The 26,418-nt window shown below is 75.7% G+C and carries 29 protein-coding genes; 22 read left to right on the top strand and 7 right to left on the bottom strand.

The features are described from left to right. Positions 1-40: 40 nt before the first annotated feature. Entirely contained in the window at positions 41-823 is a 783-nt protein-coding gene (gene truA / locus CNO22_RS00240) for a tRNA pseudouridine(38-40) synthase TruA (protein ID WP_232806687.1), read from the top strand. A 174-nt stretch (positions 824-997) separates the two neighbouring features. Here truA and CNO22_RS00235 read toward each other — a convergent pair whose 3' ends face one another. Both CNO22_RS00235 and mobA read right to left on the bottom strand, forming a co-directional pair. Then, positions 998-1,660 (bottom strand): NAD(P)-binding oxidoreductase, encoded by a 663-nt coding sequence (locus CNO22_RS00235; RefSeq protein WP_100497367.1) that lies wholly within the window; start codon positions 1,658-1,660, stop codon positions 998-1,000. Between the two features lie 10 nt (positions 1,661-1,670). Further along, positions 1,671-2,276 carry a molybdenum cofactor guanylyltransferase gene (mobA, locus tag CNO22_RS00230; protein WP_100497366.1) on the bottom strand — a complete coding sequence of 202 codons (606 nt, stop codon included), beginning with the start codon at positions 2,274-2,276 and terminating at the stop codon, positions 1,671-1,673. Positions 2,277-2,317: 41 nt separating this feature from the next. On the opposite strand from mobA, the gene fdhD reads away from it, so the two are divergent. Further along, positions 2,318-3,148 (top strand): formate dehydrogenase accessory sulfurtransferase FdhD, encoded by an 831-nt coding sequence (fdhD, locus tag CNO22_RS00225; RefSeq protein ID WP_100497365.1) that lies wholly within the window; start codon positions 2,318-2,320, stop codon positions 3,146-3,148. Between the two features lie 174 nt (positions 3,149-3,322). On the opposite strand, the gene CNO22_RS00220 is transcribed toward fdhD, so the two are convergent. From CNO22_RS00220 to moeA, 3 genes are read right to left on the bottom strand one after another with little or no spacing between them, the layout of a single operon-like run. Beyond that, positions 3,323-3,820, bottom strand: a complete 498-nt coding sequence (locus CNO22_RS00220) for a MogA/MoaB family molybdenum cofactor biosynthesis protein (protein WP_100497393.1) — start codon at positions 3,818-3,820, stop codon at positions 3,323-3,325. After that, complete coding sequence (moaC, locus tag CNO22_RS00215; protein WP_100497364.1) at positions 3,817-4,290, bottom strand: cyclic pyranopterin monophosphate synthase MoaC; 474 nt, start codon at positions 4,288-4,290, stop codon at positions 3,817-3,819. Before moaC ends, CNO22_RS00220 begins: the two co-directional genes overlap by 4 nt. Further along, the gene (gene moeA / locus CNO22_RS00210) at positions 4,287-5,489 is read right to left on the bottom strand and encodes a molybdopterin molybdotransferase MoeA (protein WP_232806686.1); all 1,203 of its coding nucleotides are present in this window, start codon (positions 5,487-5,489) and stop codon (positions 4,287-4,289) included. Before moeA ends, moaC begins: the two co-directional genes overlap by 4 nt. A gap of 43 nt (positions 5,490-5,532) precedes the next feature. Here moeA and CNO22_RS00205 point away from each other — a divergent pair, with 43 nt between their 5' ends. The 17 genes from CNO22_RS00205 (at position 5,533) to CNO22_RS00125 (ending at position 21,216) form a co-directional block, all read left to right on the top strand. Beyond that, positions 5,533-6,513, top strand: coding sequence for a PfkB family carbohydrate kinase (locus tag CNO22_RS00205; RefSeq protein ID WP_100497362.1), 981 nt, complete (start codon positions 5,533-5,535; stop codon positions 6,511-6,513). A gap of 51 nt (positions 6,514-6,564) precedes the next feature. Further along, a complete protein-coding gene (locus CNO22_RS00200; RefSeq protein ID WP_100497361.1) occupies positions 6,565-7,059 on the top strand; it encodes a beta-class carbonic anhydrase in 495 nt (164 codons plus the stop codon). 148 nt (positions 7,060-7,207) lie between these two features. After that, positions 7,208-7,651, top strand: a complete 444-nt coding sequence (gene rplM, locus CNO22_RS00195) for a 50S ribosomal protein L13 (protein ID WP_100497360.1) — start codon at positions 7,208-7,210, stop codon at positions 7,649-7,651. Beyond that, positions 7,648-8,067 carry a 30S ribosomal protein S9 gene (rpsI, locus tag CNO22_RS00190; protein ID WP_012950442.1) on the top strand — a complete coding sequence of 140 codons (420 nt, stop codon included), beginning with the start codon at positions 7,648-7,650 and terminating at the stop codon, positions 8,065-8,067. The genes rplM and rpsI overlap by 4 nt, the downstream gene beginning before the upstream one ends. 11 nt (positions 8,068-8,078) lie before the next feature. Beyond that, a complete protein-coding gene (gene glmM, locus CNO22_RS00185) occupies positions 8,079-9,422 on the top strand; it encodes a phosphoglucosamine mutase (protein ID WP_100497359.1) in 1,344 nt (447 codons plus the stop codon). A 210-nt stretch (positions 9,423-9,632) separates the two neighbouring features. Then, on the top strand, positions 9,633-11,495 hold the full coding sequence (gene glmS, locus CNO22_RS00180; protein WP_100497358.1) for a glutamine--fructose-6-phosphate transaminase (isomerizing): 1,863 nt from the start codon (positions 9,633-9,635) through the stop codon (positions 11,493-11,495). 159 nt (positions 11,496-11,654) lie between these two features. After that, a complete protein-coding gene (locus CNO22_RS00175) occupies positions 11,655-12,044 on the top strand; it encodes a holo-ACP synthase (RefSeq protein WP_100497357.1) in 390 nt (129 codons plus the stop codon). Beyond that, a complete protein-coding gene (locus CNO22_RS00170; RefSeq protein WP_100497356.1) occupies positions 12,041-13,498 on the top strand; it encodes an NAD(P)H-hydrate dehydratase in 1,458 nt (485 codons plus the stop codon). The genes CNO22_RS00175 and CNO22_RS00170 overlap by 4 nt, the downstream gene beginning before the upstream one ends. Continuing rightward, complete coding sequence (gene alr, locus CNO22_RS00165; RefSeq protein WP_100497355.1) at positions 13,495-14,631, top strand: alanine racemase; 1,137 nt, start codon at positions 13,495-13,497, stop codon at positions 14,629-14,631. The genes CNO22_RS00170 and alr overlap by 4 nt, the downstream gene beginning before the upstream one ends. Next, positions 14,631-15,836, top strand: coding sequence for an alpha/beta fold hydrolase (locus tag CNO22_RS00160; protein WP_100497354.1), 1,206 nt, complete (start codon positions 14,631-14,633; stop codon positions 15,834-15,836). The genes alr and CNO22_RS00160 overlap by 1 nt, the downstream gene beginning before the upstream one ends. Further along, on the top strand, positions 15,833-16,456 hold the full coding sequence (locus CNO22_RS00155; RefSeq protein WP_100497353.1) for a uracil-DNA glycosylase: 624 nt from the start codon (positions 15,833-15,835) through the stop codon (positions 16,454-16,456). Before CNO22_RS00160 ends, CNO22_RS00155 begins: the two co-directional genes overlap by 4 nt. Continuing rightward, positions 16,453-16,911, top strand: a complete 459-nt coding sequence (gene tsaE / locus CNO22_RS29585) for a tRNA (adenosine(37)-N6)-threonylcarbamoyltransferase complex ATPase subunit type 1 TsaE (RefSeq protein ID WP_100497352.1) — start codon at positions 16,453-16,455, stop codon at positions 16,909-16,911. The genes CNO22_RS00155 and tsaE overlap by 4 nt, the downstream gene beginning before the upstream one ends. Then, a complete protein-coding gene (locus tag CNO22_RS00145; RefSeq protein WP_198588007.1) occupies positions 16,908-17,438 on the top strand; it encodes a GNAT family N-acetyltransferase in 531 nt (176 codons plus the stop codon). Before tsaE ends, CNO22_RS00145 begins: the two co-directional genes overlap by 4 nt. 25 nt (positions 17,439-17,463) lie before the next feature. Next, positions 17,464-18,102 (top strand): tRNA (adenosine(37)-N6)-threonylcarbamoyltransferase complex dimerization subunit type 1 TsaB, encoded by a 639-nt coding sequence (tsaB, locus tag CNO22_RS00140; protein WP_100497391.1) that lies wholly within the window; start codon positions 17,464-17,466, stop codon positions 18,100-18,102. Beyond that, the gene (gene rimI, locus CNO22_RS00135; protein ID WP_100497351.1) at positions 18,099-18,545 is read left to right on the top strand and encodes a ribosomal protein S18-alanine N-acetyltransferase; all 447 of its coding nucleotides are present in this window, start codon (positions 18,099-18,101) and stop codon (positions 18,543-18,545) included. Before tsaB ends, rimI begins: the two co-directional genes overlap by 4 nt. A 54-nt stretch (positions 18,546-18,599) precedes the next feature. Continuing rightward, positions 18,600-19,634: a tRNA (adenosine(37)-N6)-threonylcarbamoyltransferase complex transferase subunit TsaD gene (gene tsaD / locus CNO22_RS00130; protein WP_100497350.1), complete on the top strand. Its 1,035-nt coding sequence runs from the start codon at positions 18,600-18,602 to the stop codon at positions 19,632-19,634. Between the two features lie 145 nt (positions 19,635-19,779). Beyond that, positions 19,780-21,216, top strand: coding sequence for a methyl-accepting chemotaxis protein (locus CNO22_RS00125; protein WP_100497349.1), 1,437 nt, complete (start codon positions 19,780-19,782; stop codon positions 21,214-21,216). Between the two features lie 36 nt (positions 21,217-21,252). Here the strand turns inward: CNO22_RS00125 and CNO22_RS00120 are convergent, their stop codons facing one another. Further along, positions 21,253-22,464, bottom strand: a complete 1,212-nt coding sequence (locus CNO22_RS00120; protein WP_232806685.1) for a class I SAM-dependent methyltransferase — start codon at positions 22,462-22,464, stop codon at positions 21,253-21,255. A 191-nt stretch (positions 22,465-22,655) separates the two neighbouring features. Between CNO22_RS00120 and groES the strand changes: the two genes are divergently transcribed. Both groES and groL read left to right on the top strand, forming a co-directional pair. Beyond that, the gene (groES, locus tag CNO22_RS00115) at positions 22,656-22,964 is read left to right on the top strand and encodes a co-chaperone GroES (protein ID WP_012950428.1); all 309 of its coding nucleotides are present in this window, start codon (positions 22,656-22,658) and stop codon (positions 22,962-22,964) included. 111 nt (positions 22,965-23,075) lie between these two features. Further along, positions 23,076-24,719, top strand: coding sequence for a chaperonin GroEL (groL, locus tag CNO22_RS00110; RefSeq protein ID WP_100497348.1), 1,644 nt, complete (start codon positions 23,076-23,078; stop codon positions 24,717-24,719). Between the two features lie 274 nt (positions 24,720-24,993). On the opposite strand, the gene CNO22_RS00105 is transcribed toward groL, so the two are convergent. Beyond that, positions 24,994-25,293, bottom strand: coding sequence for a WhiB family transcriptional regulator (locus CNO22_RS00105; protein WP_091156592.1), 300 nt, complete (start codon positions 25,291-25,293; stop codon positions 24,994-24,996). A gap of 343 nt (positions 25,294-25,636) precedes the next feature. Here CNO22_RS00105 and CNO22_RS00100 point away from each other — a divergent pair, with 343 nt between their 5' ends. Beyond that, a complete protein-coding gene (locus CNO22_RS00100; protein ID WP_100497347.1) occupies positions 25,637-26,398 on the top strand; it encodes a response regulator transcription factor in 762 nt (253 codons plus the stop codon). Positions 26,399-26,418: the final 20 nt, after the last annotated feature.

The following is a 26,418-nucleotide window of genomic DNA, read 5'->3' as shown; positions in this document are numbered from 1 at the left end:
TCTCCGGTCCGCCCCGAGTGGCGGTGACGTCCGGCTCCGGTTGGGGCTCGCCTACGACGGCACCGCGCTGCACGGCTGGGCGCGGCAGCCCGACCAGCGGACCGTGCAGGGCGACCTCGAGGAGGCCCTGGCCCGGGTGCTGCGGCAGCCGGTCGCGCTGACCGTCGCCGGGCGCACCGACGCCGGGGTGCACGCCACCGGCCAGGTCGCGCACGCCGACGTCCCGCGCACCGTGTGGGAGGAGCAGCGGGCGAAGCTGGTGCGCAGGCTGCGCGGGGTGCTGCCGCCCGACATCGCCGTCCACTCGGTGGAGGAGGCGCCGCCGGAGTTCGACGCCCGTTTCGGGGCGTTGCGCCGGCACTACGTCTACCGGCTCACCGACGCCGAGAGCGGCCCGCCGCCGCTGCGCCGGGCCGACACGGTCGGCTGGCCCCGCAGGCTGGACGCCGCCGCGATGGCGGCCGCCGCGCAGCTGCTGCTCGGCCTGCACGACTTCGCCGCCTTCTGCCGCCACCGGGAGGGCGCGACGACGATCCGCAGGCTGGTCACCCTGGCGGTGACCCGCGAGGGTGACCTGGTGACCGTGCGGGCGTCGGCGGACGCCTTCTGCCACTCGATGGTGCGCAGCCTCGTCGGCGCCCTCACCGCGGTGGGGGAGGGCCGGCGCCCGCCGGAGTGGCCGGCCGCGCTGCTGGGCCGCAGCGAGCGCTCCAGCGAGGTGCCGGTCGTCCCGGCCGGGGGGCTGACGCTGGTCGCCGTCGACTACCCGCCGGACGACCAGCTCGCCGCCCGGGCGGTCGTCACCCGCGCCCTGCGCTCCTGAGGAGAACGCCCGGAGCGGCCCCGTCCCGGGCCCCGCTGGCCCCCTGCAGGTCCCGCCGGCCGCGTCCCGGGTCCCGCCCCGAGCCTGCGAGGGGTGGGGAGGACGCGGCCCTTCCTACGAGTGGCGGGGAGCAGGCGGTCCTCCCACGAAGGGTGGGGAGGACGGCGTCCTTCGTCAGGGGAGGGCGGCGACGGCCTCGTCGATCGGGATGTCGCCGCTGACCAGTTCGACGACCTCGTTCGTCTTCCCGGCGTCCAGCAGCGCGGCCAGCACCGCGGCCACGTCGTCCCGCGGCACCTCGCCGTACTCGACGCCGTGGGCGAGCGTCACGCGGCCGGTGCCCGGCTCGTCGGTGAGCCGGCCGGGCCGCAGGACGACCGTGTCGAGGCCGGGCCGGGGCAGGATCGCGTCCTCGGCGGCCAGCTTGGCCTGCAGGTAGACGGCGAAGACCGGGTCCATGCCCCGCGGCGTCCCCTGACGGGCCTGCTCGACGCCCATCGACGACACCAGCAGGTAGGGCCGGACGCCGGCCCGCTCGGCCGCGTCGGCGAGCAGCAACGCCGCACCCTTGTCGACGGTGTGCTTGCGGGCCTCGCCGCTGCCCGGGCCGGCGCCCGCCGCGAAGACCACGGCGTCCGCCCCGGACAGCACCTCGGCGACCTGGTCGACGCCGGCCTGCTCGAGGTCGAGGACGACCGGCTCCACACCGTCGGCGCGCAGGTCGTCGGAGTGCGCGGGGTTGCGCACGATGCCGATCACCGTGTCGCCGCGGCCGGACAGCAGGCGGCCGAGGCGGCGGGCGACCTGCCCGTGGGCCCCGGCGATGACGATGCGCATGGAGGAGGCCCTACCCCTGGGGCCGGCGGGGAACCCGGCGGGCTGCCGCGGCCCGGGCGCGGGCGAGGTCGGCCGGGGTGTCGCAGTCGGTCCACGGCGGCGGCTGCCCGGGCGCGACCTGCGGGTGCAGCCGGCGCACCGCGAGCGGGGCGAGTACCCGGCGCACCGAGGTGGGCCCGTCGACGTCGGCGACCGCCGCGCGCAACGCCGCCGTCCGCCACACCCCGAGGAGCAGCTGGTCGCGTCCGGTGTCGTCGACCACCAGCACGCCGTCGCCGGTCAGCCGCTCGCGGAGCGCGTCGACGAGTCCCCGGGTCAGGAACGGCAGGTCCCCGGCGAGCAGCGCCACCAGCTCGGTGGGGACGTGGGCGAGGCCTGCCCGCATCGCGGTCACCGGGCCGCCGCGCGGCGGGTCCTCGCGGACGACGAGGACGCCCGGCGGCACCGGCTGCGGTGGGCCGACGACGATCCGCGGGGAGGCGTCGGGGACGGCGGCCAGGACCGCCTCCAGGATGGTGCGGCCGCCCACCTCGAGCTGCGGCTTGGCCTGCCCGCCCAGCCGCGCCGCGCGGCCGCCGGCCAGGATGACGGCGGCGTAGGGCTGCAGCGCGGGCACCCCGCGACCGTAGGGCGCGGACGTGGGTACCGTCGCCCTCCGTGGGACGAGTCACGAGCCGGACGCCGGTGCTGCGGATCCGCGGCGCCGCGCACAGCACCCGCCCGGACACCGTGGCGGCCGAGGAGCCGCTGGAGATCCGCCTGGCCGGGACACCGCTGGCGGTCACGATGCGCACGCCGGGCGATGACTTCGACCTGGTGCACGGCTTCCTGGCCACCGAGGCGGTGATCGGGTCGGCCGACGACGTCGCCGGCCTGCGCTACTGCAACTCGGTCAACGAGGACGGCCGCAACACCTACAACGTCGTCGACGTCGACCTCGCGCCCGGCGTGGAGCCGCCGGACACCGCGCTCGACCGGAACTTCTACACGTCCAGCTCCTGCGGGGTGTGCGGCAAGGCGAGCATCGACGCGATCCGCACGAAGACGCGGCACGACGTCGCCGGGGACGACGTCCGGCTGCCCCTGGCGACGCTGCTGGCCCTGCCCGACCGGCTGCGTGCCGCCCAGCAGGTGTTCGACAAGACCGGCGGGCTGCACGCGGCCGGGCTGTTCACCGCGGACGGCGAGCTGGTGGCCCTGCGGGAGGACGTCGGCCGCCACAACGCCGTGGACAAGGTGATCGGCGACGCCGTGCGCGAGGGGCGGCTGCCGCTGGCCGGGCACGTGCTCATGGTCAGTGGGCGGGCGAGCTTCGAGCTGACCCAGAAGGCGGCGATGGCCGGGATCCCGGTGCTGGCCGCGGTGTCGGCGCCGTCGTCCCTGGCGGTGGAGCTGGCCGCCGACGTCGGCATCACGCTGGTCGGCTTCCTCCGCGGCGACGGGTGCAACGTCTACACGCGCACCGAGCGCATCGTCGTCGACGACTAGCCCGCGGCGTCTCCGACCGGAGCCCGACGAGGACGCGAACTCGCCGGGGACCGGCAGGTACGTCCGCGGCCCCTCCCGCCGCCAGGTCTGCAGGACCACCTGGACCCGCACGCCGGGGTGGCTCAGCCCGACGGGGGGACGGCAGGTGGCCGCGGTGTCGCCCGGAGGGCGACGTCAGACGTGGTCGCCGCCACGGAGCTGCGAGACCACGTGGGGGAGCAGGGGGCCGAGCACCGCCAGGCCGTCGCGCACGCCGCCGGTGGAGCCGGGCAGGTTGACGACGAGCGTGCGCCCGGCCGTCCCGGCGATCCCGCGGGAGAGCACCGAGGTCGGCACCTTCGACTCCCCGTACCGCCGGACCGCCTCGGCGATGCCCGGCGCCTCCCGCTCGAGCACCCGCCGGGTGGCCTCGGGGGTGACGTCGGTCGGGGAGAGCCCGGTGCCGCCGGTGGTGAGGACGACGTCCGCGCCGGAGCCGATGGCCTCCAGCAGCACCATCTCCAGCTCGGCGACGTCGTCGGGGCGCACGTGCGGGCCCTCGACGGCGAACCCGAGCGCGCGCAGCCCCTCGACGAGGGCCTGCCCGCTGCGGTCCGAGTAGACGCCGGCGGAGGCCCGGTTGGAGGCGGTGACGACGACGGCGCGGGCGTCGTCCGGGAGCGAGGCGTTCACCGCCGCCACTCCCCGCTCTTGCCGCCGGACTTGGCCAGCAGCCGGACGTCGGTGATGGCCGCGCGCGGGTCGACGGCCTTGACCATGTCGATGACGGTCAGCCCGGCGACGGCGACGGAGGTGAGCGCCTCCATCTCCACGCCGGTGCGGTCCGCGGTGCGGGCGGTGGCCACGATCTCGACGGCGTCGTCGGCGACGGTCACGTCCACGGTGACGCCGTGCAGGGCGATCGGGTGGCACAGCGGCACGAGGTCCGGCGTCCGCTTGGCCCCGGCGATGCCCGCGATCCGGGCGACGGCGACGGCGTCCCCCTTGGGCACCCCCTCGCCGCGCAGCAGCGCGACCACCTCGGGGCTGACCAGCACCCGGCCGGCCGCGGTGGCCTCGCGGGCGGTGACCGGCTTGGCCGAGACGTCGACCATGCGGGCGGCCCCGGCCTCGTCGACGTGCGTGAGCCGCTGTTCCGTCACTGGAGTGCTCCCTCGATCAGCACGACGTCCACCGGGGCGCCGGCGGGCAGTTCGGTGACGTCCTCGGGGACGACGACCAGGCAGTTGGCGCGGGCCAGGTGGGCGACCAGGTGCGAGCCGGGCCCGCCGACCTGGGAGACGGTGCCCGCGTCGTAGCGGCCCCGGAGGAACTGGCGGCGCCCGGCGGGGGAGCGCAGCGCGGCGGTGAGCGTCGCCGGCGCGCGCAGTCGGCCGGGGTCGGCGTGGCCCAGGGCGCGGCGCAACGCCGGCCGGACGAAGACCTCGAAGGAGACGAACGAGCTCACCGGGTTGCCGGGCAGGGTGACCACCGGGACGCCGTCCACGGTGCCGGCTCCCTGCGGGCCGCCGGGCTGCATCGCGACCTTGACGAACTCGACGGTGCCCAGTGCGCGGAAGGCGTCCTTGACCACCTCGTAGGCGCCGGCGCTGACCCCGCCGCTGGTGACCAGGAGGTCGGCGGTCGCGAGCTCGGCGCGGACGGTGGACAGGAACTGGTCGACGTCGTCGGGCACGAAGTGCAGCCGCCGCGCCGTCCCCCCGGCGTCCTCGACGGCGGCAACGAGCAGCGCGGAGTTCGACTCGTAGATCTGGCCCGGCAGCAGCGGCTCGCCCGGCTCGACCAGCTCGCTGCCGGTGGAGAGCACCAGCACCCGGGGCCGGCGGCGCACCCACAGCGTCCGTGCGCCGACGGCGGCGGCCAGGCCCAGTTGCGCCGCGCCGAGCGGGGAGCCGGCGGTGAGCGCGACGGTGCCGGCGGTGATGTCCTCACCGGCCCGCCGCAGGTGGGTGCCGGCGGCGGGGGCGTCGCGGATCTCCACGACGTCGGTGGCGCCGTCGGTGAGCTCGACCGGGACGACCACGTCCGTCCCCTCGGGGAGCGGCGCGCCGGTCATGATCCGCTGCACGGTGCCCGGCTCCAGCGGGCGGACGTCGGTGCGCCCGGCCGGGACGTCGTCGGCGACCGGCAGCCGCACCGGCAGGGCGGCGACCTCGGCCGAGCGGGCGGCGTAGCCGTCCATCGCGGAGTTGTCGAAGCCGGGCAGCGACACCTGCGCGGTCACGTCCCGGGCGAGCACCCGGCTGTGCGCGGCCGCCAGCGGCACCTCCTCCTCCCCCAGCGGGGCGAGGAGCGCCGCGACGACCGCCTGGTGTTCCTCGACCGTGCGCACGGGGCACATCCTGACCGATCCACGCCGCGAGCACCGGGGAGGGCGGACAGCGATGGCCGACGTCGTGGTCCTGGGCCAGGTCGGCCGCGACCTCGTCCTCCGCACCCCGGCCCTGCCGGAGGCCGGCGGCTCGGCGACGGTCGGCGAGCGCCGCGAGCTGCTCGGCGGGAAGGGCGCCAACCAAGCGGTGGCGCTGGCGCAGCTCGGCGTGCCGGTCGCGCTGGTCGGCGTCGTGGGCGACGACCACCCCGGTGTGGAGGCGGTCGCGCAGGCCGCGGCCGACGGGATCGACGTCTCGGCGGTGGTGCGCCGCCGCGGCGCCAGCACCGCGCTGCTGGTCGACCTCGTGGAGGACGGCGGGGTGCGCCGGCTGCTCGAGGACGTGCCCGACGTCGTCCTGCTGACCCCGGACGACGTCGCCGCGGCCACCGACCAGATCGCCGCCGCGCAGGTGGTGAGCCTGCAGCTGCAGCAGCCCGGGCCGGCCGTGGTCGCCGCGCTGCAGCGGGTGCCCGAGGGGGCGGTGGTCGTCGTCGACGGTGCGCCGGAGGACGACGCCACCCGTGACGCGGTGCTGGCCCGGGCCGACGTCGTCCGCGCGGACGCCATCGAGGCGCGGCTGCTCGCCGGCCGCGAGCTGTCCGGGGTGGACGACGCCCGGGACGCGGCGGCCGAGTTGCTCACCGCCGGGGCGCGGGTGGTCGCGATGGGCGTGGGGGAGGAGGGCGACATGGTCGCCTGGCGGGCTGGGCCGCGCTTCGGCGTGGCCGCGGGGGAGCTGGAGGTCGACCCCGGTTGGGCCGACGGCGACGTCGTGGTCCCGCTGCTCGGCGGGCAGCCGGTCGACCCGACCGGGGGCGGGGACGCCTACGTCGCCGCGCTCACCGCCACGCTGCTCGGGGGCGCCGCCCCGGAGGACGCCGCCTGGGTCGCCTCCGCCGCGGCCGGGCTGACCGTGGGGCACTCCGGCGGGCGCCCCGAGCTGACGCCGGACCGGCTGCGCGAGGCCGTCCGCCTCTCCCGCGGCCGCTGACCTGCCCGGCTAGGGTCGCAGGACCTGGCTGGTGCGCGACGGAGGTGGGCGATGTCCGAGGTCGACCGGATGCTGGCGGCGAACGCGCAGGGGGCACCGCAGCCGCCCGCGGAGCTCCCGGCGCGGCCGGGCCGTGGAGTCGCCGTCGTGGCCTGCATGGACGCGCGGATGGACGTCTACCGGATCCTCGGCCTCGAACCCGGCGACGCTCACGTCATCCGCAACGCCGGTGGGGTGGTCACCCAGGACACCCTGCGCTCGCTCGCCATCTCCCAGCACCTGCTGGGCACCCGCGAGGTCCTGCTCGTGCACCACACCGGCTGCGGCATGCAGGGCGCCGACGAGGCCGCGGTCCTCGACCGGATCGAGCAGGTCACCGGCACTCGGCCCGACTGGGCGGTCCAGGGCTTCGCGGACGTCGACGAGGACGTGCGCGAGTCGGTCCGGCGACTGCGGGAGTGCCCGTACCTGGTCGCCACGGAGGTCCGCGGGACCGTCTACGACGTGACGACCGGCAAGCTGCGCGAGGTCGACGCGGAGGGCTGACCGCGCCGCGGAGGGGCCGGGGCGTCGGCTGGTATCGTGATCGGCTGGCGCGCGCGGCCGGCTGGTGCCCGCGTGTCCCGCACCGTCTCCCGTGCTCGGTGAGGCGATCCCACCAGCCGATCCGACGACGACGGAGGACACGAGCGCCGTGCGCACGTACACCCCGAAGCCCGGCGACATCAGCCGGGCCTGGCACGTCATCGACGCCACCGACGTGGTGCTCGGTCGACTGGCCAGCCAGACCGCGATCCTGCTCCGCGGCAAGCACAAGCCCCAGTACGCCCCGCACGTCGACGTCGGCGACTTCGTCGTCATCGTCAACGCGGGCAAGGTCGCGCTGACCGGCTCCAAGCGCGACGAGAAGATCGCCTACCGCCACTCCGGCTACCCGGGTGGCCTCAAGCGGATCCCCGTCGGCGACCAGCTGCGCACGCACCCCGACCGCGTCATCGAGCGCGCGATCAAGGGCATGCTGCCGCACAACAGCCTGGGCCGTCAGATGCTCAAGAAGCTGAAGGTGTACGCCGGGCCCGAGCACCCGCACGCCGCTCAGCAGCCCCAGTCCTACGAGATCAAGCAGGTGGCCCAGTGACGACCGCCCTCACCGTGACCGACGCCGAGGGGCGTCCGGTGCAGACCGTCGGCCGGCGCAAGGAGGCCATCGTCCGCGTGCGCCTGCTGCCGGGCACCGGCCAGTTCCGACTCAACGGCCGCACCATCGAGGAGTACTTCCCGAACAAGGTGCACCAGCAGCTCATCCGTGAGCCGTTCGTGACCGTCGAGCGGACCGAGCAGTACGACGTCGTCGGCATCCTCCGGGGTGGCGGCGTCAGCGGCCAGGCCGGCGCGCTGCGCCTGGCCATCGCCCGCGCGCTCATCGCCGTCGAGGCCGAGGACCGCCCGGCCCTCAAGAAGGCCGGCTTCCTGACCCGGGACCCCCGCGTCACCGAGCGCAAGAAGTACGGGCTCAAGAAGGCCCGCAAGGCGCCCCAGTACTCGAAGCGCTGACCGGTACGTCCGTGGGTCGCCTCTTCGGGACCGACGGCGTCCGGGGTCGGGCCAACGCCGACCTCACGCCGGAGTTGGCCCTCTCGGTGGCACGTGCTGCCGCCGGCGTGCTCGCCGACCGCGACGGGACCCAGCGTCCCGTCGCGGTCGTCGGCCGCGATCCCCGCGCCAGCGGGGAGATGCTCGAGGCCGCCGTCGTGGCCGGCCTCGCCAGTGCCGGCGCGCAGGTGCTGCGGGCCGGGGTGCTGCCCACCCCGGCGATCGCGCACCTCACCGCGCACACCGGCGCAGACCTCGGCGTGATGATCTCCGCCAGTCACAACCCGATGCCCGACAACGGCATCAAGCTCTTCAGCCGGGGTGGGCACAAGCTGCCCGACGCGGTCGAGGCCGCCATCGAGCAGGCCGTGACCGCCGGTCAGGGCGACGGTCCGCGTCCCACCGCTGCCGAGATCGGCCGGGTCTCCGACCTCCCCGGCGCGGGCGCGGTCTACGTCGAGCACCTGCTCTCGACCGTCGACCGGCCGCTGTCCGGCCTCACCCTCGTCGTCGACTGCGCCCACGGCGCGGCCGCCGTCTGCGCGCCCGAGGTCTACCGGCGGGCCGGGGCGACCGTGCACATCATCGGTGGCGAGCCCGACGGCTGGAACATCAACGACGGGATCGGCTCCACCCATCTGGGCCCGCTGACCGAGGCCGTCCGTGCCCACGGCGCCGACCTCGGCATCGCGCACGACGGGGACGCCGACCGCTGCCTGGCCGTCACTGCCCAGGGCGACGTGGTCGACGGCGACGCGATCCTCGCCGTCTGCGCGCTCGGGCTGCACGAGCACGGCCGGCTCACCGGCGACACCGTCGTCGCCACGGTCATGAGCAACCTCGGCTTCCACCACACCATGCGCGACGCCGGCATCGCCGTGCACACCACCGCCGTCGGCGACCGGTACGTGCTCGAGGCGCTGCGGGCGCGGGGGCTGAGCCTGGGCGGCGAGCAGAGCGGCCACCTGGTGTTCCTCGACCACGCCACGACCGGCGACGGGCTGCTCACCGGACTGTCGCTGCTGTCCCGCATGGCCGAGACCGGATCCTCGCTGGCGGAGCTGGCCTCGGTGGTGCGGCGGCTGCCGCAGACGCTGGTCAACGTGCCGGTCCGCGACCGGCTGGCGGTCGTGGAGAGCGACGAGGTCGCCGCTGCGGTCAACCGGTGCGAGGCCGAGCTCGGGGACGACGGCCGGGTGCTGCTGCGCCCCTCCGGCACCGAGCAGCTCGTGCGCGTGATGGTCGAGGCGCCCACCCAGGAGCGGGCCGACGCCATCGCCCGGCGCCTCGCGGACGTCGTCGCCGCCGTCGACTGAGAAAGGACCCCGTCCTCCCCACCCTTCGCAGGCTCAGGGCGGGGCCCGGGGTGGGGAACGGCACCTGGCCGCGGTGTCGTCCGGTAGGACGACGGTGTCATGGCGGTGTCGTCGGGTGGGACGACGATGTGACGACGCTCGCGTCACATCCGTCTCGTCCCACTCGTGTGAGGGACGGGTCCGGCCGGTCCCGCCGGTAGCCTCGCTGGAATGTGCGGCATCGTGGGATACGTCGGCCCGCAGAGCGCCCTGGACGTCGTCCTGGAGGGTCTGCGCCGGTTGGAGTACCGGGGGTACGACTCGGCGGGCGTCGCCGTCCTCGCTGACGGTGGGCAGGCGGCGGCGAAGAAGGCCGGCAAGCTGGCCAACCTGGAGAAGGTCCTCGCGGACTCCCCGCTGCCCGAGTCGACGATCGGTATCGGGCACACCCGATGGGCCACGCACGGCGGGCCGACCGACCGCAACGCCCACCCCCACCTGTCCGCGGACGGCAAGGTCGCGGTCATCCACAACGGGATCATCGAGAACTTCGCCGCGCTGCGCGCCGAGTGCGAGGCGGCCGGCGTCGAGTTCTCCTCCGAGACCGACACCGAGGTCGCCGCACACCTGCTGGCCACGACCTACGCCGAGACGCCCGAGGGCCCCGGCCGCCTGGCCGAGGCGATGCGCGTGGTCAGCCGTCGCCTCGAGGGTGCGTTCACGCTGGTCGCCTCGCACGCCGACGAGCCCGACACCCTGGTGGCCTCCCGCCGCAACAGCCCGCTGGTCGTGGGCGTCGGCGACGGCGAGTACTTCCTCGGCTCCGACGTCGCCGCCTTCATCGCGCACACCCGCGAGGCCCGTGAGCTCGGCCAGGACCAGGTCGTGGAGATCCACCGCGACCGCGGGCTGACCGTCACCGACTTCGACGGCACCGTCGTCGAGCCCATCGCCTACACCGTCGACTGGGACGCCGCGGCCGCCGAGAAGGGCGGTCACGACTGGTTCATGCTCAAGGAGATCGCCGAGCAGCCGCAGGCGGTCGCCGACACCCTCCTCGGCCGGCTCGGCGACGACGGCCAGCTGGTGCTCGACGAGGTGCGCCTGACCGACCAGGACCTGCGCGACGTCGACAAGGTCTTCGTGGTCTCCTGCGGGACCTCGTACCACGCCGGCCTGATCGCCAAGTACGCCATCGAGCACTGGACCCGCATCCCGGTTGAGGTCGAGGTGGCCAGCGAGTTCCGCTACCGCGACCCGGTGCTCGACCGCTCCACGCTGGTCATCGTCATCAGCCAGTCCGGCGAGACGATGGACACGCTGATGGCGCTGCGGCACGCCAAGGACCAGAAGGCCCGCGTGCTGGCGATCTGCAACGTCAACGGCTCGACGATCCCGCGGGAGTCCGACGCCGTCCTCTACACGCACGCCGGCCCCGAGATCGCCGTCGCGTCGACCAAGAGCTTCCTGGCGCAGATCGTCGCCTGCTACCTGGTCGGCCTCTTCCTCGCCCAGATCCGCGGCATGAAGTACGCCGACGAGGTCGCCGCGATCGTCGAGGACATCCGCGGCCTGCCCCGGGCCGTCGAGCAGGTGCTCACCCAGATGGAGCCGGTGCGCGCCCTGGGCCGGACGCTCGCCGACGCGGACACGATCCTCTTCCTCGGCCGCCACGTGGGCTTCCCCGTGGCGCTGGAGGGTGCGCTCAAGCTCAAGGAGCTCGCCTACATCCACGCCGAGGGCTTCGCCGCCGGCGAGCTCAAGCACGGGCCGATCGCCCTGATCGACCAGGGGACGCCGGTCGTGGTCGTCGTCCCTTCGCCGCGCTCGCGGGAGTCGGTGCACGGCAAGGTCGTGTCCAACATCCAGGAGGTGCGGGCCCGCGGGGCGCGCACGATCGTGATCGCCGAGGAGGGGGACGACGACGTCCTGCCCTACGCCGACCACGTCATCCGGGTGCCCCGTACGCCCACGCTGCTGGCGCCGATCGTGACGACGGTGCCGCTGCAGGTGCTCGCCTGCGAGATCGCCGACTGCCGCGGCTACGACGTCGACCAGCCGCGCAACCTGGCCAAGAGCGTCACCGTCGAATGAAGGACCCCGACCCTCTCGAGAAGGACCCCGTCCCCCTCACCCCTCGCACGCTCGGGGCGAGCCTCCGGACGGGGCCTTTCGCGCTCGGGTGAGCCTCCGGTCGGGGCCGGGACTACGAGCTGGACGGCGGCAGGGACGGCGGCACGGCAGACTGACCCGGTGATCATCGGGGTCGGGATCGACGTGGTGCCGGTCGACCGCTTCGCCGAGTCCCTCGTCCGCACGCCGGGCCTGCGCGACCGGCTGTTCACCGCCGAGGAGCAGCGCACGCCCCGCGGCGGCGTGCGCACCGGGGAGTCGCTGGCCGCCCGGTTCGCCGCCAAGGAGGCCGTCGCCAAGGCCCTGGGGGCGCCCGGTGACCTGCGCTGGCACGACGCGGAGATCACCGTCGGCGAGCACGGCCGGCCGCACCTGACGGCGCGCGGGACGGTGGCCGGCCGGGCGGCGCAGCTCGGCGTCACCTCCTGGCACCTCTCGCTCAGCCACGACGGCGGCATCGCCTCCGCGGTCGTCGTCGCGGAGGGCATGCCGCACGGGGAGGGACCGTGATCGGGCTGTACACCGCCGCCGAGGTGCGCGCGGCCGAGGAGCCGGTCCTGGCCGCCACCCCGGAGGGCACGCTCATGCAGCGGGCCGCGACCGGCCTGGCCACCACCTGCCTGGGGCTGCTCGGCCGTGCGCACGGCACCCGGGTGACCGTCCTCGCCGGCGCCGGCAACAACGGCGGGGACGCCCTCTTCGCCGGCGCGCACCTGGCCCGCCGGGGCGCGCGGGTGACCGCCGTCCTGCTCGACCCTCAGCGGGTGCACGCCGCCGGGCTGGCCGCGCTGCGCGCGGCGGGTGGGCGGGTCACCGCCCCCGACGGGCCGACCGGGCTGGAGCGCGCGGACCTCGTCCTCGACGGGATCGTCGGCATCGGCGGCCGCGGGGGCCTGCGCCCGCCGGCCGCCGCGCTGGTCGAGCGGGCCGCCACCGGGCCTGGGCTGATGGTCGCCGTCGACGTCCCCAGCGGGGTGGACGCCGACACCGGAGCGGTTCCCGGAGCCGCCTTCCCGGCCCAGCACACGGTCACCTTCGGCGCGCTGAAGACCGGGCTGGTCGTGGGGGAGGGCCGCGGGTACGCCGGCCGGGTGCACCTGGTCGACATCGGCCTCGACCTACCACCAGCCGGCGCGCACCGGCTGACCGACGCCGACGTCGCCGACCGCATCCGCCTGCCGCACGCCGGCGACGACAAGTACACGCAGGGCGTCGTCGGGATCGTCGCCGGCTCCTCGACCTACCCCGGCGCCGCCGTGCTGTGCACCGGGGCGGCGCTGCGCGCCCGCCCGGGGCTGGTCCGCTACGCCGGGACGGCGGCCCCGGGGGTGCGGGCCGCCTGGCCGGAGGTGATCGTCACCGAGGGCCGGCCCTCCGACGCCGGGCGGGTGCAGGCGTGGGTCGTCGGCCCCGGGATGGGCACCGACGACGACGCGCGCAGTGTGCTGGCCGAGGTGCTGGCCACCGACCTGCCGGTGCTGGTGGACGCCGACGCGCTCACGACGGCCGCGCAGGAGCCCGACCTGGTGCGGCAGCGGCGCGCGCCGACCGTGCTCACTCCGCACGACCGCGAGTACGCCCGTTTCGGCCAGGAGGTGGGGCACGACCGGGTCGGCGCGGCCCGCCGGCTGGCCGCCGACCTGGGCGCCGTCGTCCTGCTCAAGGGCGACGCGACCGTCGTGGCCGCGCCGGACGGCACCGCCTACGTCAACGGCACCGGCACGCCGTGGCTGGCCACGGCCGGCACCGGCGACGTCCTCTCCGGGCTCACCGGGGCGCTGCTGGCCACCGGCCTGCCGGCCGCCGAGGCCGCGGCCGTGGGCGCGCACGTGCACGGGCTGGCCGGGCAGCTGGCAGCGGAGGAGGGGCCGCTGATCGCGGGCGACCTGGTCCGCGCCCTGCCGGCCACGCTGGCCCGCCTGCGCCGGGCGCCGGCGGACCGGCTGGGACACTCGGGCGCGTGAGTGATCGAGCCCGGGCCGAGGTGGTCGTCGACCTCGACGCCATCGCCGCCAACACCGCGGCGCTGCGCGAGCGCGTCGGCCGCCCGCTGATGGCGGTGGTGAAGGCCGACGGCTATGGCCACGGCATGGTCCCGGCCGCGCGCGCGGCGCTGGCCGGGGGAGCCGACGCGTTGGGCGTCGCGGTGCTGGAGGAGGCGCTGGGGCTCCGTGCGGCCGGCGTGACCGCTCCGGTGCTGGCCTGGCTGCACGCCCCCGGCACCGACTACGCCGCCGCCCTCACCGCCGACGTCGAGGTGTCGGTCAACGCCGAGTGGGCCCTGGCCGAGGTGGTCACAGCCGCCCGCGCGACCGGCCGCACCGCCCGGGTGCACCTGTTCGCCGACACCGGTCTCTCCCGCGAGGGCGCCACCGAGGCCGAGTGGCCGGGCCTGGTCGCCGCCGCGGTGCGGGCGCAGGCCGACGGCGAGCTGGAGGTCGTGGGCCTGTGGAGCCACATGGCCTACGCCGACGCTCCCACCCACCCGACGATCGGCGCGCAGGTGCGGGTGTTCGAGGAGGCGGTCGCGCTGGCCCGGGCGGCCGGGCTGACGGAGGCGCGGCTGCACCTGGCCAACTCCGCGGCGACGGTGGCGCTGCCCGACACCTGGTACGACATGGTCCGCCCGGGGGTCGCCGTCTACGGGCTGGACCCGCTCGGCGGGGACCCGGCCGCCTACGGGCTGCGGCCGGCGATGACGGTGCGGGCCCGCGCCGCGCTGACCAAGCGGGTGCCCGCCGGCGTCGGCGTCTCCTACGGCCACACCTACTTCCCGGACACCGAGACGACGTTGCTGCTGGTGCCGGTCGGCTACGCCGACGGCGTGCCGCGGGCGGCGGGCAACCGGGCGCCGGTCCTGGCCGCCGGGGCGCACCGGACGATCGCCGGTCGCGTCTGCATGGACCAGTTCGTGCTGGACGTCGGCGACGCCGAGGTGCACGCGGGCGACGAGGTGGTGCTCTGGGGGCCGGGGGACGGCGGTGAGCCGACGGCGCAGGACTGGGCCGACGCGGTCGACACCATCCACTACGAGCTGGTCACCCGGATCGGTGGCCGCTTCACCCGCCGCTACGTCGGCTCGGCGGGGGCGGTCTGATGGCGGCGCACCGGCACGCCAGGCCGCGCCGGCAGTCGACGCCGCAGCCGCACCACCGGGCCGGGGTCCTCGGCGCCGTCCTCGGCCTGGCCGCGGCCGGCACCGCCGTCGGCGTCGCGGTCAGCCGGGCCGCCGCCCGGCGGGTGGGCGCCGAGCGAGTGGGCTCCGCGGCCGGGCTGCCGGCGGGGGCGACCGACGCCGAGCTGCGCGAGGACGACCCGCTCGGCCTGGCGTCCCGCCGCGCCGACCGCACGGCGCTGGTGACGGCGGACGACGGCGTGCTGCTGGCCGTGGAGGAGGTCGGCCCGCCCAACGCCCCGCTGACCGTCGTCTTCTGCCACGGCTACTCGCTGTCGATGGCCTCGTGGACCTTCCAGCGCAAGGCGCTGGGCGCCGCGTTGGCCACCGCCAACGGCTCCCGCCCGACGGCGCGACTCGTCTTCTACGACCAGCGCGGGCACGGCGCGTCCGGCCGCGGGCCGGCCGAGCACTCGACGATGGCCCAGCTGGGCCGCGACCTCGACGCGGTGCTGCGGTCGCGGGTGCCCACCGGGCCGGTGGTGCTGGTCGGGCACTCGATGGGCGGCATGACCGTCATGGCCCTGGCAGCGCTGCGCCCGGAGCTGTTCGGCACCCGGGTCGTGGGCGCGGCGCTGATGAGCACCTCCAGCGGCAACCTCGCCGACCTGGACTTCGGCATGCCCGAGTTGCTCACCCGGGTGCGCGCGGCGGTGGTGCCGATCGCGGCGTACACGATGCGCCGCCGTCCGGGTCTCGCGGAGGGCACCCGCCGGCTGGCCGCCGACCTGATCTCGCGCGTCACCTGGTCGCTGTCGTTCGCCTCGCGGGACGTCGACCCGGCGCTGGGCCGCTACGTCGACTCGATGATCGCCGGCACCCCGGTCGAGGTGATCGCGGAGTTCTACCCGGCGCTGGCCGGCCTGGACGAGACCGCCTCGCTGGTGCCGCTGCGCGCCGTCCCGGTGCTGGTGCTCACCGGCGACAAGGACACGCTCATCCCACCGAAGCACAGCGACATGATCGTGGAGCCGCTCGGCGGGTCCGAGGCGCCGGGCGTCGACCACGTCGTCGTCGCGGACGCGGGCCACATGGTGCCGCTGGAGAAGCCCGACCAGGTGACCGCGGCGCTGTCGGCGCTGCTGCGCCGGGTGGTGGCCGACCTGTCGACCGGGGTGGACCGGTGACCCGCGCACCGCGCTTCGACGCCGCGGCCGAGGAGGTCGCCCGCGTCGCCGCGGCCGCGCCCGACTGGGAGGCGCTGGCCGCCGCCGCCCGGCCCTGCGTGGCCTGCCCCGAGCTGGCCGCCACCCGGCAGCACGTGGTGGTGGGCGACGCCCCGGCCGGCGGGCGCCCGCGGTTCGCGCTGGTCGGGGAGGCGCCGGGGGCGACCGAGGACGAGACCGGCCGGCCGTTCGTCGGGAAGTCCGGTCAGCTGCTCGACCAGCTGCTGGCCGAGGCCGGGCTGGACCGCGCCGAGGCCGCCGTGCTCAACATCGTGAAGTGCCGCCCGCCGGGCAACCGGACGCCGAAGACCCCGGAGGTGGCCCGCTGCAGCGGCTGGCTGCGCCGCCAGCTCGAGCTCCTGGACCCGCCGGTCGTCGTCGCGCTGGGGCTCTCGTCGGCCAAGTGGTTCCTCGGCCCGCGCACCGTACTGGCGCAAGCCCGCGGCCGGGCCCACGACGTCGACGGCCGGGCCGTCTGGGCGACCTACCACCCATCGGCGGCGATCCGGTTCGGCCCGAACGGGGCGCCGCGGGCCGGGCTGCTGGCCGACCTCACCGCGGTCGCGGGGACGCTGGCGTGAGGCGCGAGCACGTGCTGCCGACCCCGGCGGACACCCGGGCGCTCGGCGCCGCGCTGGCCGGGGTGGTGAGCGCCGGTGACCTGATCGTGCTCGTCGGGCCGCTCGGTGCGGGCAAGACCGCGCTGACCCAGGGGCTGGGCGAGGCGCTCGGGGTGCGCGAGCCGGTCACCTCCCCGACCTTCGTCATCGCCCGCGTGCACCGCGGCGGCCGGCTGCCCCTGGTGCACGTCGACGCCTACCGCCTCGGCGGGGTCGCCGACGTCGACGACCTGGACCTCGACGCGTCCACCGACGAGTCGGTCACCGTCGTCGAGTGGGGCCAGGGGCTGGTGGAGCAGCTGGCCGACGAGCACCTCGAGGTGCGGCTGGACCGCCGCGACGACGACGTCCGGACGGCGGTGCTCGTGCCGCACGGTCCCGGCTGGGAGCAGCGCCTGGACGGCGAGCCGCGGTGACCGCCGGCGGCCCGCGGGTCGAGGTCCTCGCGCTGACCGGCCCGGTGTTCGCCGCCCTGGCCGACGGGGACCTGGCCGCCGCGAACGCCGCCGCCCCGGTGCCCCTGACGCCCGTGTTCGCCGGACCGGAGTGGGCGCCGGTGTGGCGGATGCGGGCGGCGCAGGTGGCGGCCGATCCCGCGTCCGCCGCGTGGGTGACCGGCGTCGTGTGGGACCCCGACCGGCGGCTGGCCGTCGGCCGCGCCGGCTTCCACGGCCCGCCGGACGACCGCGGCATGGTCGAGGTCGGCTACGCCACCGCTCCCGGGCACCGGCGCCGCGGATACGCGCGCGCCGCCCTGGCCGTCCTGCTCGACCGCGCCCGCCGCGAGCCGGACGTGCGGGTGGTGCGGCTGTCCATCGCCCCGGACAACGCGGCCTCGCGGCGGGTGGCGCTGCCGTTCGGCTTGGTCGAGGTGGGGGAGCAGGTCGACGAGGAGGACGGCCTCGAGGTCGTGTACGAGCTGCCCACGGCGGAGGACACCTGACGCCGGGCAACTAGGCTGGGTGGTCGTGCTCGTCCTCGCGCTCGACACCGCCACGCCGACGCTGGTCGCCGGCCTCGCCCGGTGGTCGCCGGACGGCGCGACCGAGGTGCTCGCCGAGCGGGCGGTGCCCTCCGGCAACCGGCACGCCGAGCTGCTCACCGTCGCGGTCACCGAGGTCCTGGGCGACGCCGGTCTGGCGCTCGCCGACGTCGACGCCGTCGTGACCGGGCTCGGCCCCGGGCCGTTCACCGGCCTGCGCGTCGGGGTGGTCACCGCCGCGGCCATCGGCGACGCCCGTGGGCTGCCCGTGGTGGGGGTCTGCTCGCTGGACGCCGTCGGCTCCGGCGCCCGCACGGTGGTCACCGACGCCCGGCGCAAGGAGGTCTACTGGGCCGCCTACGACGCCGACGGTGCGCGCACCGACGGTCCGGGCGTGGTGCGCCCCGAGGAGTCGGCGGTCGCCGGCCCGGTCGTCGGCGACGCCCGGTTCGCCGAGCGCCTGGGCGTCGAGGTCACCCCGGCCGAGGTGACGACGGCGGGGCTGCTGCGGGCCGCGGCGCCGCAGCTGGCCGACCCGTCGTCCGCCGGCCCGTTGGTGCCGCTGTACCTGCGCCGCCCGGACGCCGTCCCGCCGACGTCCTTCAAGCCGGTGACGACGGCGTGAGCGCCCGGCTGCGGCCGATGCGGCTGGCCGACCTGGACGCCGTCCTCGAGCTCGAGGAGCAACTCTTCGCTCCGGACACCTGGACCCGGGCGATGTACCGCGACGAGCTGGCGCGCACCGACACCCGCTCCTACCTGGTGGCCGAGGACGGCGACCGGGTCGTCGGCTACGCCGGGCTGATCGCCTACGACGACGAGGCGCACGTGGCCACCATCGGCGTGGCCGAGGACCGGCAGGGCGAGGGGATCGGCGCCGCGCTGCTCGACGCGTTGCTGGCCGAGGCCGACCGGCGCAGCCCCGTGGTGCTGCTGGAGGTGCGCGCCGACAACGAGGTGGCGCAGGGCCTGTACCGGCGGCGCGGGTTCACCGAGATCGGCCGGCGCCCGCGGTACTACCAGCCGAGCGGCACGGACGCCGTCGTGATGAAGCGGGAGAGGTTGTGAGCGGCTCTGCAGTCCTGGCGGCTCCGCCGCCCGGGAGCGAACGGGAGAGGTTGCGTGGCTGAGCCGCTGGTCCTGGGGTTCGAGACCTCGTGCGACGAGACCGGGGTCGGCCTGGTGCGCGGGCGCACGCTGCTGTCCGACGCCCTGGCCACGTCGATGGCGGAGCACGAGCGCTTCGGCGGGGTGGTGCCGGAGATCGCCTCGCGGGCGCACCTGGAGGCGATGGTGCCGACCGTGCACCGCGCGCTGGCCGAGGCCGGGGTGCGCGCCTCCGACGTCGACGCGGTGGCGGTCACCGCCGGGCCGGGGCTCACCGGCGCGCTGCTGGTCGGGCTGGCCGCGGCCAAGGCCTACGCCCTCGCCCTGGACAAGCCGCTGTACGGCGTCAACCACCTGGCCGCGCACGTCGCCGTCGACGAGCTGCAGCACGGCAGGCTGGCCGAGCCGTCGCTGGCGCTGCTGGTCTCCGGCGGGCACAGCTCGCTGCTGCTGGTGCCCGACCTCGCCCGCGAGGTGCAGTCGCTGGGCCGCACCATCGACGACGCGGCGGGGGAGGCCTTCGACAAGGTCGCCCGCGTGCTCGGCCTGCCCTTCCCCGGCGGCCCGCCGATCGACCGGGCCGCGCGCGAGGGCGACCCGGCGGCGATCGGCTTCCCACGCGGGCTCACCGGCCCCCGTGACGCGCCCTACGACTTCTCGTTCTCCGGCCTGAAGACCGCCGTCGCCCGGTGGGTCGAGGCCCGGCAGCGGGCGGGGGAGCCGGTGCCGGTGGCCGACGTCGCGGCGTCCTTCCAGGAGGCCGTCGCCGACGTGCTGACCGCCAAGGCCGTGCGCGCCTGCCGCGACCACGGCGTCGACCACCTGGTGCTCGGCGGCGGGGTGGCGGCCAACTCGCGGCTGCGCGCGCTGGCCGAGGAGCGGTGTGCTGCGGCCGGGATCGTGCTGCGGGTCCCCAGCCCGCGGCTGTGCACCGACAACGGTGCGATGGTCGCGGCGCTGGGGTCGCGGTTGGTCGAGGCCGGGGTGGCGCCGTCCGCCCCGGACGTCGGCGCCGACAGCTCCCTGCCGATCGACGTCGTCACCCGCTGACCGGAGGAGGTCCGTCGGCGTTCCGCCCACGGACCCACCCCGCACGGGGGGTGTCCGGCTCAAGAACGGGGAGAACCGGCCGATACAGGGGGAACTCGCGTGGCCGTGGCGGCCGCGGAGCTGTCGATGCCCGTTGGAGGCGCCGGTGTCCACGAGCGTCGGATCACGTCGGAGCCACCGCCCGTGGCGCCGCGGGAACGAGGCGGACGCCGCGGCCGCCGGCGTGGTGGAGGTGGCGGAGCAGGCCGGGCGACTGGGCATCGAGCTGGTCGACATCGCCGGCAACGTCGACACCATCGCCGAGACGGTCGCCGGCCAGGCCGAGACCCTGACGCGCCTGCACGAGCGGGCGGGGGAGATGCAGGCGGGCAACGCGTCGGTCTCCCGGGCCGCGGATGCGGTGCTCGACTCCTCCCGGCAGGCCGCCGCCGACGTCGAGGCGTCCCGGATCGCGGTGCGCGACTCGCTGGCGGCCATCCACACGCTGGTGGGCTGGGTCGGCTCCGTAGCCGGGGAGCTGGACTCCAGCCGCCAGGCGCTGAGCGACATCGGGCAGATCGCCAGGCAGATCCACGCCATCGCCGAACGGACGCACATCCTCGCCCTCAACGCGCGGATCGAGGCGGCGCGATCCGGAGAGGCCGGCAAGGGGTTCACGGTGATCGCCGACAACGTCCGCCAACTGGCCGACCAGTCGATCGAGGCGGCGGGCAGCATCGACGCGACGCTGGGGAAGCTCGGCGACCAGATGGGGGTGCTGGTCGAGCACGGCGGCGAGGCCCGCGAGCACGCCGAGGCCGCCCGGACGGCGACCGGCTCCATCAGCGGCCTGCTCGACACCTTCGGCGCCGCCATGGACGGTGTCGAGGAGCAGGTGTCGGTGATCGCCGAGACGGCCACCGGCAGCGGCCGGCAGGTCGAGGAGTTCCTGTCCGGCCTGTTCGGGCTGGTGGCGGGCGTGGAGACCTCGAGCCGGGAACTCGTCGCCGCCCGCACGCGGGTGCACACCTTGCTCGACGTCTCGGAGGCACTGATCGGCGGCATCGCGTCGATGGGCGCCCCGACACCGGACACGCCCTTCATCGATGCCGTGCAGCGCGCGGCCGCGGAGATCTCCTCGCTCTTCGAGCAGGCCGTCGGCTCCGGTGCCGTGCGGATCGACGACCTGTTCGACCAGGACTACCGGCCGGTCCCCCGCTCGGCCCCGCTGCAGCACACGACGCGGTACACGACGTTCACCGACCGGGTCCTCCCGGCCGTCCAGGAGCCCCTGCTGACCCTCGACGAGCGGGTCGCGTTCGCCGCCGCCGTGGACCGCAACGGGTACCTCCCCACGCACAACCGCCAGTTCTCCCACCCGCAGACCGACGATCCGGTCTGGAACACCGCCCACTGCCGCAACCGCCGGGTCTTCGACGACCGCACCGGACTGGCCGCGGCCCGGAACACCAAGCCCTTCCTGCTGCAGACCTACCGCCGCGACATGGGCGGGGGGACCTTCGCGCTCATGAAGGACGTGTCGGCGCCGATCGTGGTCCGCGGCCGGCACTGGGGCGGCCTGCGCCTGGCCTACCGCGTGTGACCCGCCGTCGCATGTGTCCCGTCCCGACGAGGCGCGTCAGGTCAGGTCGCACACCAGGGCGGTGGGGGCGCCGGCGACCCGGGTGACGACGACGGTCGCCGTCCCCGCGCCCTCGCCGCGCAGCTGGCGGGTGAGGGTCTCCGGCTCGATCGCCGAGCCGCGCTTCTTGACCACCACCCGGCCGACGCCGCGCGTCCGCAGCAGCGCCCTGAGCTTCTTGAGGTTGAACGGCAGCACCTCGTCGACCCGGTACGAGGACACCCACGGGGAGTCGGCCCGCGCGTCCGAGGTCAGGTAGGCGATCGTCGGGTCGACCAGCGTCGCGCCGAGGTCGGCGGCGACCAGCGACACCAGGCCCGAGCGGATCACCGCCGGGTCGGGCTCGTGCAGCCAGCCGCGCACCGGTCCGGACGGCGCGGGCCCGGGGTCGGCGTCCGCGGTCAGCTCCAGGACGGCGTCCCCGTGGACCAGCGACGCCCGGCGCCAGGCCGACGAGACCCCCCGGCCCCACAGCAGTGCCTCGACGATCGACCCGCCGGCTGACACCCACTCCGCCTCGACGCCGGCCGGGACCCGCTCGTGGTCCAGCCCCGGCGCCACCTTGACCACCGCGCGCGGCACCCGGTCCAGCAGCGTCGCCACCGTCGCCCAGGGCGGCGACCAGCGGTCGGGGTCCAGCTGCCGTCGTCCGCCGGCCCGCCGCGCCGGGTCCAGGACGGCGGCGCCGCACCCGGCCACCTCACCGCCGCGCGCGGCGTCGACCAGCTCGACGGCGTCCCCGGCGACCACCCACACCCGGTCGGCCACACCCAGCGCCTCGGCGTTGGCGGCGGTCAGCTCGCGGGCCACCGGGTCGAGGTCGACGGCCAGCACGCTGGCCCCGGCCCGCGCGAGCGCGACGGTGTCGGTGCCGGAGGCGCAGCCGAGGTCGGCGGCCGAGTCGACGTCGTCGGAGAGCAGGCGCCGTGCCCGCCGGGCGGCCAGGGCGGGGCGGCCGGCCTGCTCGAGGGTGTCGGCGGTGAGGAGGAGGACGTCGGCGTCCGCGCCGAACACCGGCCGCGCCCGCGCCCGCAGCCGCGCCAGCTCCCAGGCCGGGCCGGCGTGCTCCGCGCCCACCTGTGCCCGCAGCCGGGCCAGCGCGGGCAGCACGTCGAGGCCCGAGTCCACCAGCTGCGCGGCGAGCGCGGTGGCCGCCGCCCCCTCGGGCGTGCGCAGCCACCGGAGCTGCTCGAGCGCGTCGTCGGCCACGTGGCACAGCGTGGCGCACGGGTCCGTGGCCACCGCCGGGGACCCGGTTGAGTGGCTGGCACTCTCGTAGGTAGAGTGCCAATCGACACGGGCACGGGCGCCTGACCCCCGCGACGGCAGGCACCGGCACCGTGCCACAGCATCAGAGCAGAACCCACCAGCCGTCCGATCCCGAAGGGGGCGTCGCTGACGTGACGACCGCTACCAAGGTCAACATCAAGCCGCTGGAGGACCGCGTCGTGGTCCAGGCCAACGAGGCCGAGACCACCACCGCCTCCGGTCTGGTCATCCCGGACACCGCCAAGGAGAAGCCGCAGGAGGGCACGGTCGTGGCCGTGGGCCCCGGCCGCGTCGACGACAACGGCAACCGCGTCCCGCTCGACGTCAACGTCGGCGACGTGGTCATCTACTCGAAGTACGGCGGCACTGAGGTCAAGTACGCCGGCGAGGAGTACCTGGTGCTCTCCGCCCGCGACCTGCTCGCCGTCGTGGAGAAGTGACCTCTCCGCGACACCGGCTCTCCTGAGCTCGAACGACCGCCCCGGGCGACCCGAATCCTCGGGTTCCGGGGCGGTCGTCTTTCGTCCGGCACCACCTGATCGGAAGGGCCCATGGCCAAGATCATCAAGTTCAACGAGGACGCCCGCCGCGCGCTCGAGCGCGGTGTCGACAAGCTGGCCGACGCGGTCAAGGTGACCCTCGGCCCGCGTGGGCGCAACGTCGTCCTCGACAAGAAGTTCGGCGCCCCGACCATCACCAACGACGGCGTGACGATCGCCCGCGAGGTCGAGCTCGAGGATCCGTACGAGAACCTCGGCGCCCAGCTGGCCAAGAACGTGGCCACCAAGACCAACGACGTCGCCGGCGACGGCACCACCACCGCCACCGTGCTGGCCCAGGCCCTGGTGCACGAGGGCATGCGCAACGTCGCCGCGGGCGCCAGCCCGACGGCGCTCGGCGTCGGCATGCGCGCCGCCGCCGACGCGGTCAGCAAGGCCCTCGACGAGGTCGCCATCCCGGTCGCCGACCAGCAGGCCATCGCCGGCGTCGCGACCGTCTCCGCGCAGGACGTCGAGGTCGGCGAGCTGATCGGTCAGGCCATGGAGAAGGTCGGCAAGGACGGCGTCATCACCGTCGAGGAGAGCACCACCCTCTCCACCGAGCTCGACGTGACCGAGGGCGTGCAGTTCGACAAGGGCTACCTCTCGCCCTACTTCGTCACCGACCAGGAGGCGATGGAGGCCGTCCTCGAGGACGCCCTCGTGCTGCTGGTCAGCGGCAAGATCAGCGCGCTGGCCGACCTGCTGCCGCTGCTGGAGAAGGTCCTCTCGACCGGCGGCCGCCCGCTGCTGATCGTCGCCGAGGACGTCGAGGGCGAGGCGCTGTCCACCCTCGTCGTCAACTCGATCCGCAAGACCATCAAGGTCGTCGCGGTGAAGTCGCCGTACTTCGGCGACCGCCGCAAGGCGTTCATGACCGACCTCGCCGTCGTCACCGGCGGTCAGGTCGTCAGCGAGGACGTCGGCCTCAAGCTCGACCAGGTCGGCCTCGAGGTCCTCGGCACCGCGCGCCGGGTCACCGTCACCAAGGACGAGACGACCATCGTCGACGGCGGCGGCACCGGTGAGGCCATCGGCGACCGGGTCGCGCAGATCCGCCGCGAGATCGAGGCGACCGACTCCGACTGGGACCGCGAGAAGCTGCAGGAGCGGCTGGCCAAGCTCGCCGGCGGCATCGGCGTCATCCGCGTCGGGGCGGCCACCGAGGTCGAGATGAAGGAGAAGAAGCACCGGATCGAGGACGCCATCGCCGCCACCCGCGCCGCGGTGGAGGAGGGCGTCGTCCCCGGTGGTGGCTCGGCGCTGGTCCACGCGGCCGCGGCGATCGACGCCCTCGACCTCTCCGGTGACGAGCTGACCGGTGCCCGCGTGGTCCGGCGGGCGCTGGACGCCCCGCTGGTACGGATCGCCGGCAACGCCGGGTTCGAGGGCCAGGTCGTGGTGGCCAAGGTCCGCGAGGCCGGTGCCGGCCAGGGCTTCAACGCCGCGACCGGCGAGTACGGCGACCTGGCCGCCCAGGGCGTCATCGACCCGGTCAAGGTCACCAAGGCCGCGCTGGGCAACGCCGTCTCGATCGCCGCGATGGTGCTGACCACCGACTCCGCCGTCGTCGAGGCCCCCGAGGAGGAGCACGACCACGCCGGCGCCGGGCACCACACCCACGGCCACTCGCACGGCCACGGGCACGCCCACTGAGAGACCCCGCACGGTGATCAGCTGAGCTGATCACCGCGGCTCCTGGCTCACCACTGGTCGTGAGCCAGGAGCCGCGACCGCGGGCCAGGACGCTGTCCACCCACTCCACGAACGCCGAGAGGGCCGGTCCAGCAGCTGCTGGACCGGCCCTCTCGATGTCTGTGGGTGGCCCCCTCCAGGGTCCTGCCCCGAGCCTGCGAGGGGGTGGGGAGGAGGGCGGCCTCCCTGCAGGGTCCCGCCGCGAGCCTGCGAGGGGTGGGGAGGAGGTCCTTCTTCAGACCCCCGCGGCGACGGCGGCGGGTTCCGCGGCGATCAGCCGGGCTCGCTCCTCCTCGCTCATGCCGCCCCAGACCCCGTAGGGCTCGCGGACCGACAGTGCGTGCTTCAGGCAGGACTCGACGACCGGGCAGCGGGCGCAGACCGCCTTGGCGGCTGCCTGGCGGCGGGCCCGGGCCGGACCACGCTCGCCGTCCGGGTGGAAGAAGAGAGCCGTGCTCTCCCCGCGGCAGGCGCCGTGCAGCTGCCAGTCCCAGACCTCGGCGACGGGGGTGGGCAGGCGGCGGATGTCGGCCATTCGTCCTCCTCGGCTCGATGCGAGCCGGAGGGGGCGGTCCGGCTGCATGGGGGCCGGTGCCCGAGGCCTCCGTGGGTCAAACACACGGTGACCCTGCATTTTGTCGGCTCCGCTCTAACCCCGCTGGGTGAGAGCGGGTGTTGTCGCCCCCCGGAGTCGATCAAGGTGACTGCAGGCCGTGCCGAACACCGCCACGGGACACCCCGCCGGAGGTGCCGGTTCCGGCCGGAGCGACGGCGACGGGTCCCCGGGCGGGGACCGCACGTCCGAGCGACACCCGGCCGGGGGAACCGGGCGGTGGGGACCGGTCCCGTGACGTGTGGCCGGCGAGCGAGGAGCAGGCGTGATCGACGACAGGATGCGCGGACCCGGCCACGGCACCACGTGCGTGTGGGTCTACGACGAGCGCCGACGGGTCCGCGACGACATCGCGGGCCGCCTGGTGGCACTGCCGTTCGTGGGACGGGTGGAGGTCGTCGGGGACGCCACCGCCCTGATGACCCGGCTGGGCACGCGCCAGCCCGACGTCCTGCTCATCGGCACCCAGCGGGCCATGGACTCCGGGCTCACCGTCGCCACCCAGGCGCTGCGGGCCCACCCGCGGCTGCCGGTGCTGGTCCTCGGCGCCCCCGACGACGGCGAGACCGTCCGAGCGGCGGTCGCGGCCGGCGCCCGCGGCTACCTCCGCTGGGACGCGACCGCGCTGGAGATGGGGCTGGGCCTGTCGCGGGTCGGCCTGCGGGTCGACGGCCGCGGCCCGGCGTCGTCCGTCCCGCCCCAGCCGGTGCCGCTGGCCTCGGTCGGCGCGCACGCCGGTCACGGCAACGGGACGCCGGCCTGGAACGGGGCCACCCCGCTGGCCGGTGCCGCGCCCACCACGGTGCGCTCGACTGTCCGCGAGCCCGCGCCGGTCAGCCTCTCGATGCGCGAGATGCAGGTGCTCACCGGCATGAGCCAGGGCAAGAGCAACGCCCAGATCGGCCGCGAGCTCTACCTCTCCGAGGACACCATCAAGACCCACGCCCGCCGGCTGTTCCGCAAGCTGGGCGCCAAGGACCGCGCCGAGGCGGTGGCCACCGGCTTCCGCCGCGGCATGATGTCCTGACCAGGTCGAACACCCGCTGA

This window comes from Geodermatophilus chilensis (genome assembly GCF_002802985.1).
In the GTDB taxonomy this organism is placed as follows: Bacteria; Actinomycetota; Actinomycetes; order Mycobacteriales; family Geodermatophilaceae; genus Geodermatophilus; species Geodermatophilus chilensis.
Note: the sequence above shows the minus strand (reverse complement) of the source record. Positions and strands in the feature narration are given on the sequence as shown.

What these genes read in the sequence shown, in the direction of transcription:
- CNO22_RS00235 (WP_100497367.1), bottom strand. Translation starts at nt 1,660, where the DNA reads ATGCGCATCGTCATCGCCGGGGCCCACGGGCAGGTCGCCCGCCGCCTC.
- moeA (WP_232806686.1), bottom strand. Translation starts at nt 5,489, where the DNA reads ATGTGCCCCGTGCGCACGGTCGAGGAACACCAGGCGGTCGTCGCGGCG.
- CNO22_RS00205 (WP_100497362.1), top strand. Translation starts at nt 5,533, where the DNA reads ATGGCCGACGTCGTGGTCCTGGGCCAGGTCGGCCGCGACCTCGTCCTC.
- CNO22_RS00200 (WP_100497361.1), top strand. Translation starts at nt 6,565, where the DNA reads ATGTCCGAGGTCGACCGGATGCTGGCGGCGAACGCGCAGGGGGCACCG.
- glmS (WP_100497358.1), top strand. Translation starts at nt 9,633, where the DNA reads ATGTGCGGCATCGTGGGATACGTCGGCCCGCAGAGCGCCCTGGACGTC.
- CNO22_RS00160 (WP_100497354.1), top strand. Translation starts at nt 14,631, where the DNA reads ATGGCGGCGCACCGGCACGCCAGGCCGCGCCGGCAGTCGACGCCGCAG.
- groL (WP_100497348.1), top strand. Translation starts at nt 23,076, where the DNA reads ATGGCCAAGATCATCAAGTTCAACGAGGACGCCCGCCGCGCGCTCGAG.
- CNO22_RS00105 (WP_091156592.1), bottom strand. Translation starts at nt 25,293, where the DNA reads ATGGCCGACATCCGCCGCCTGCCCACCCCCGTCGCCGAGGTCTGGGAC.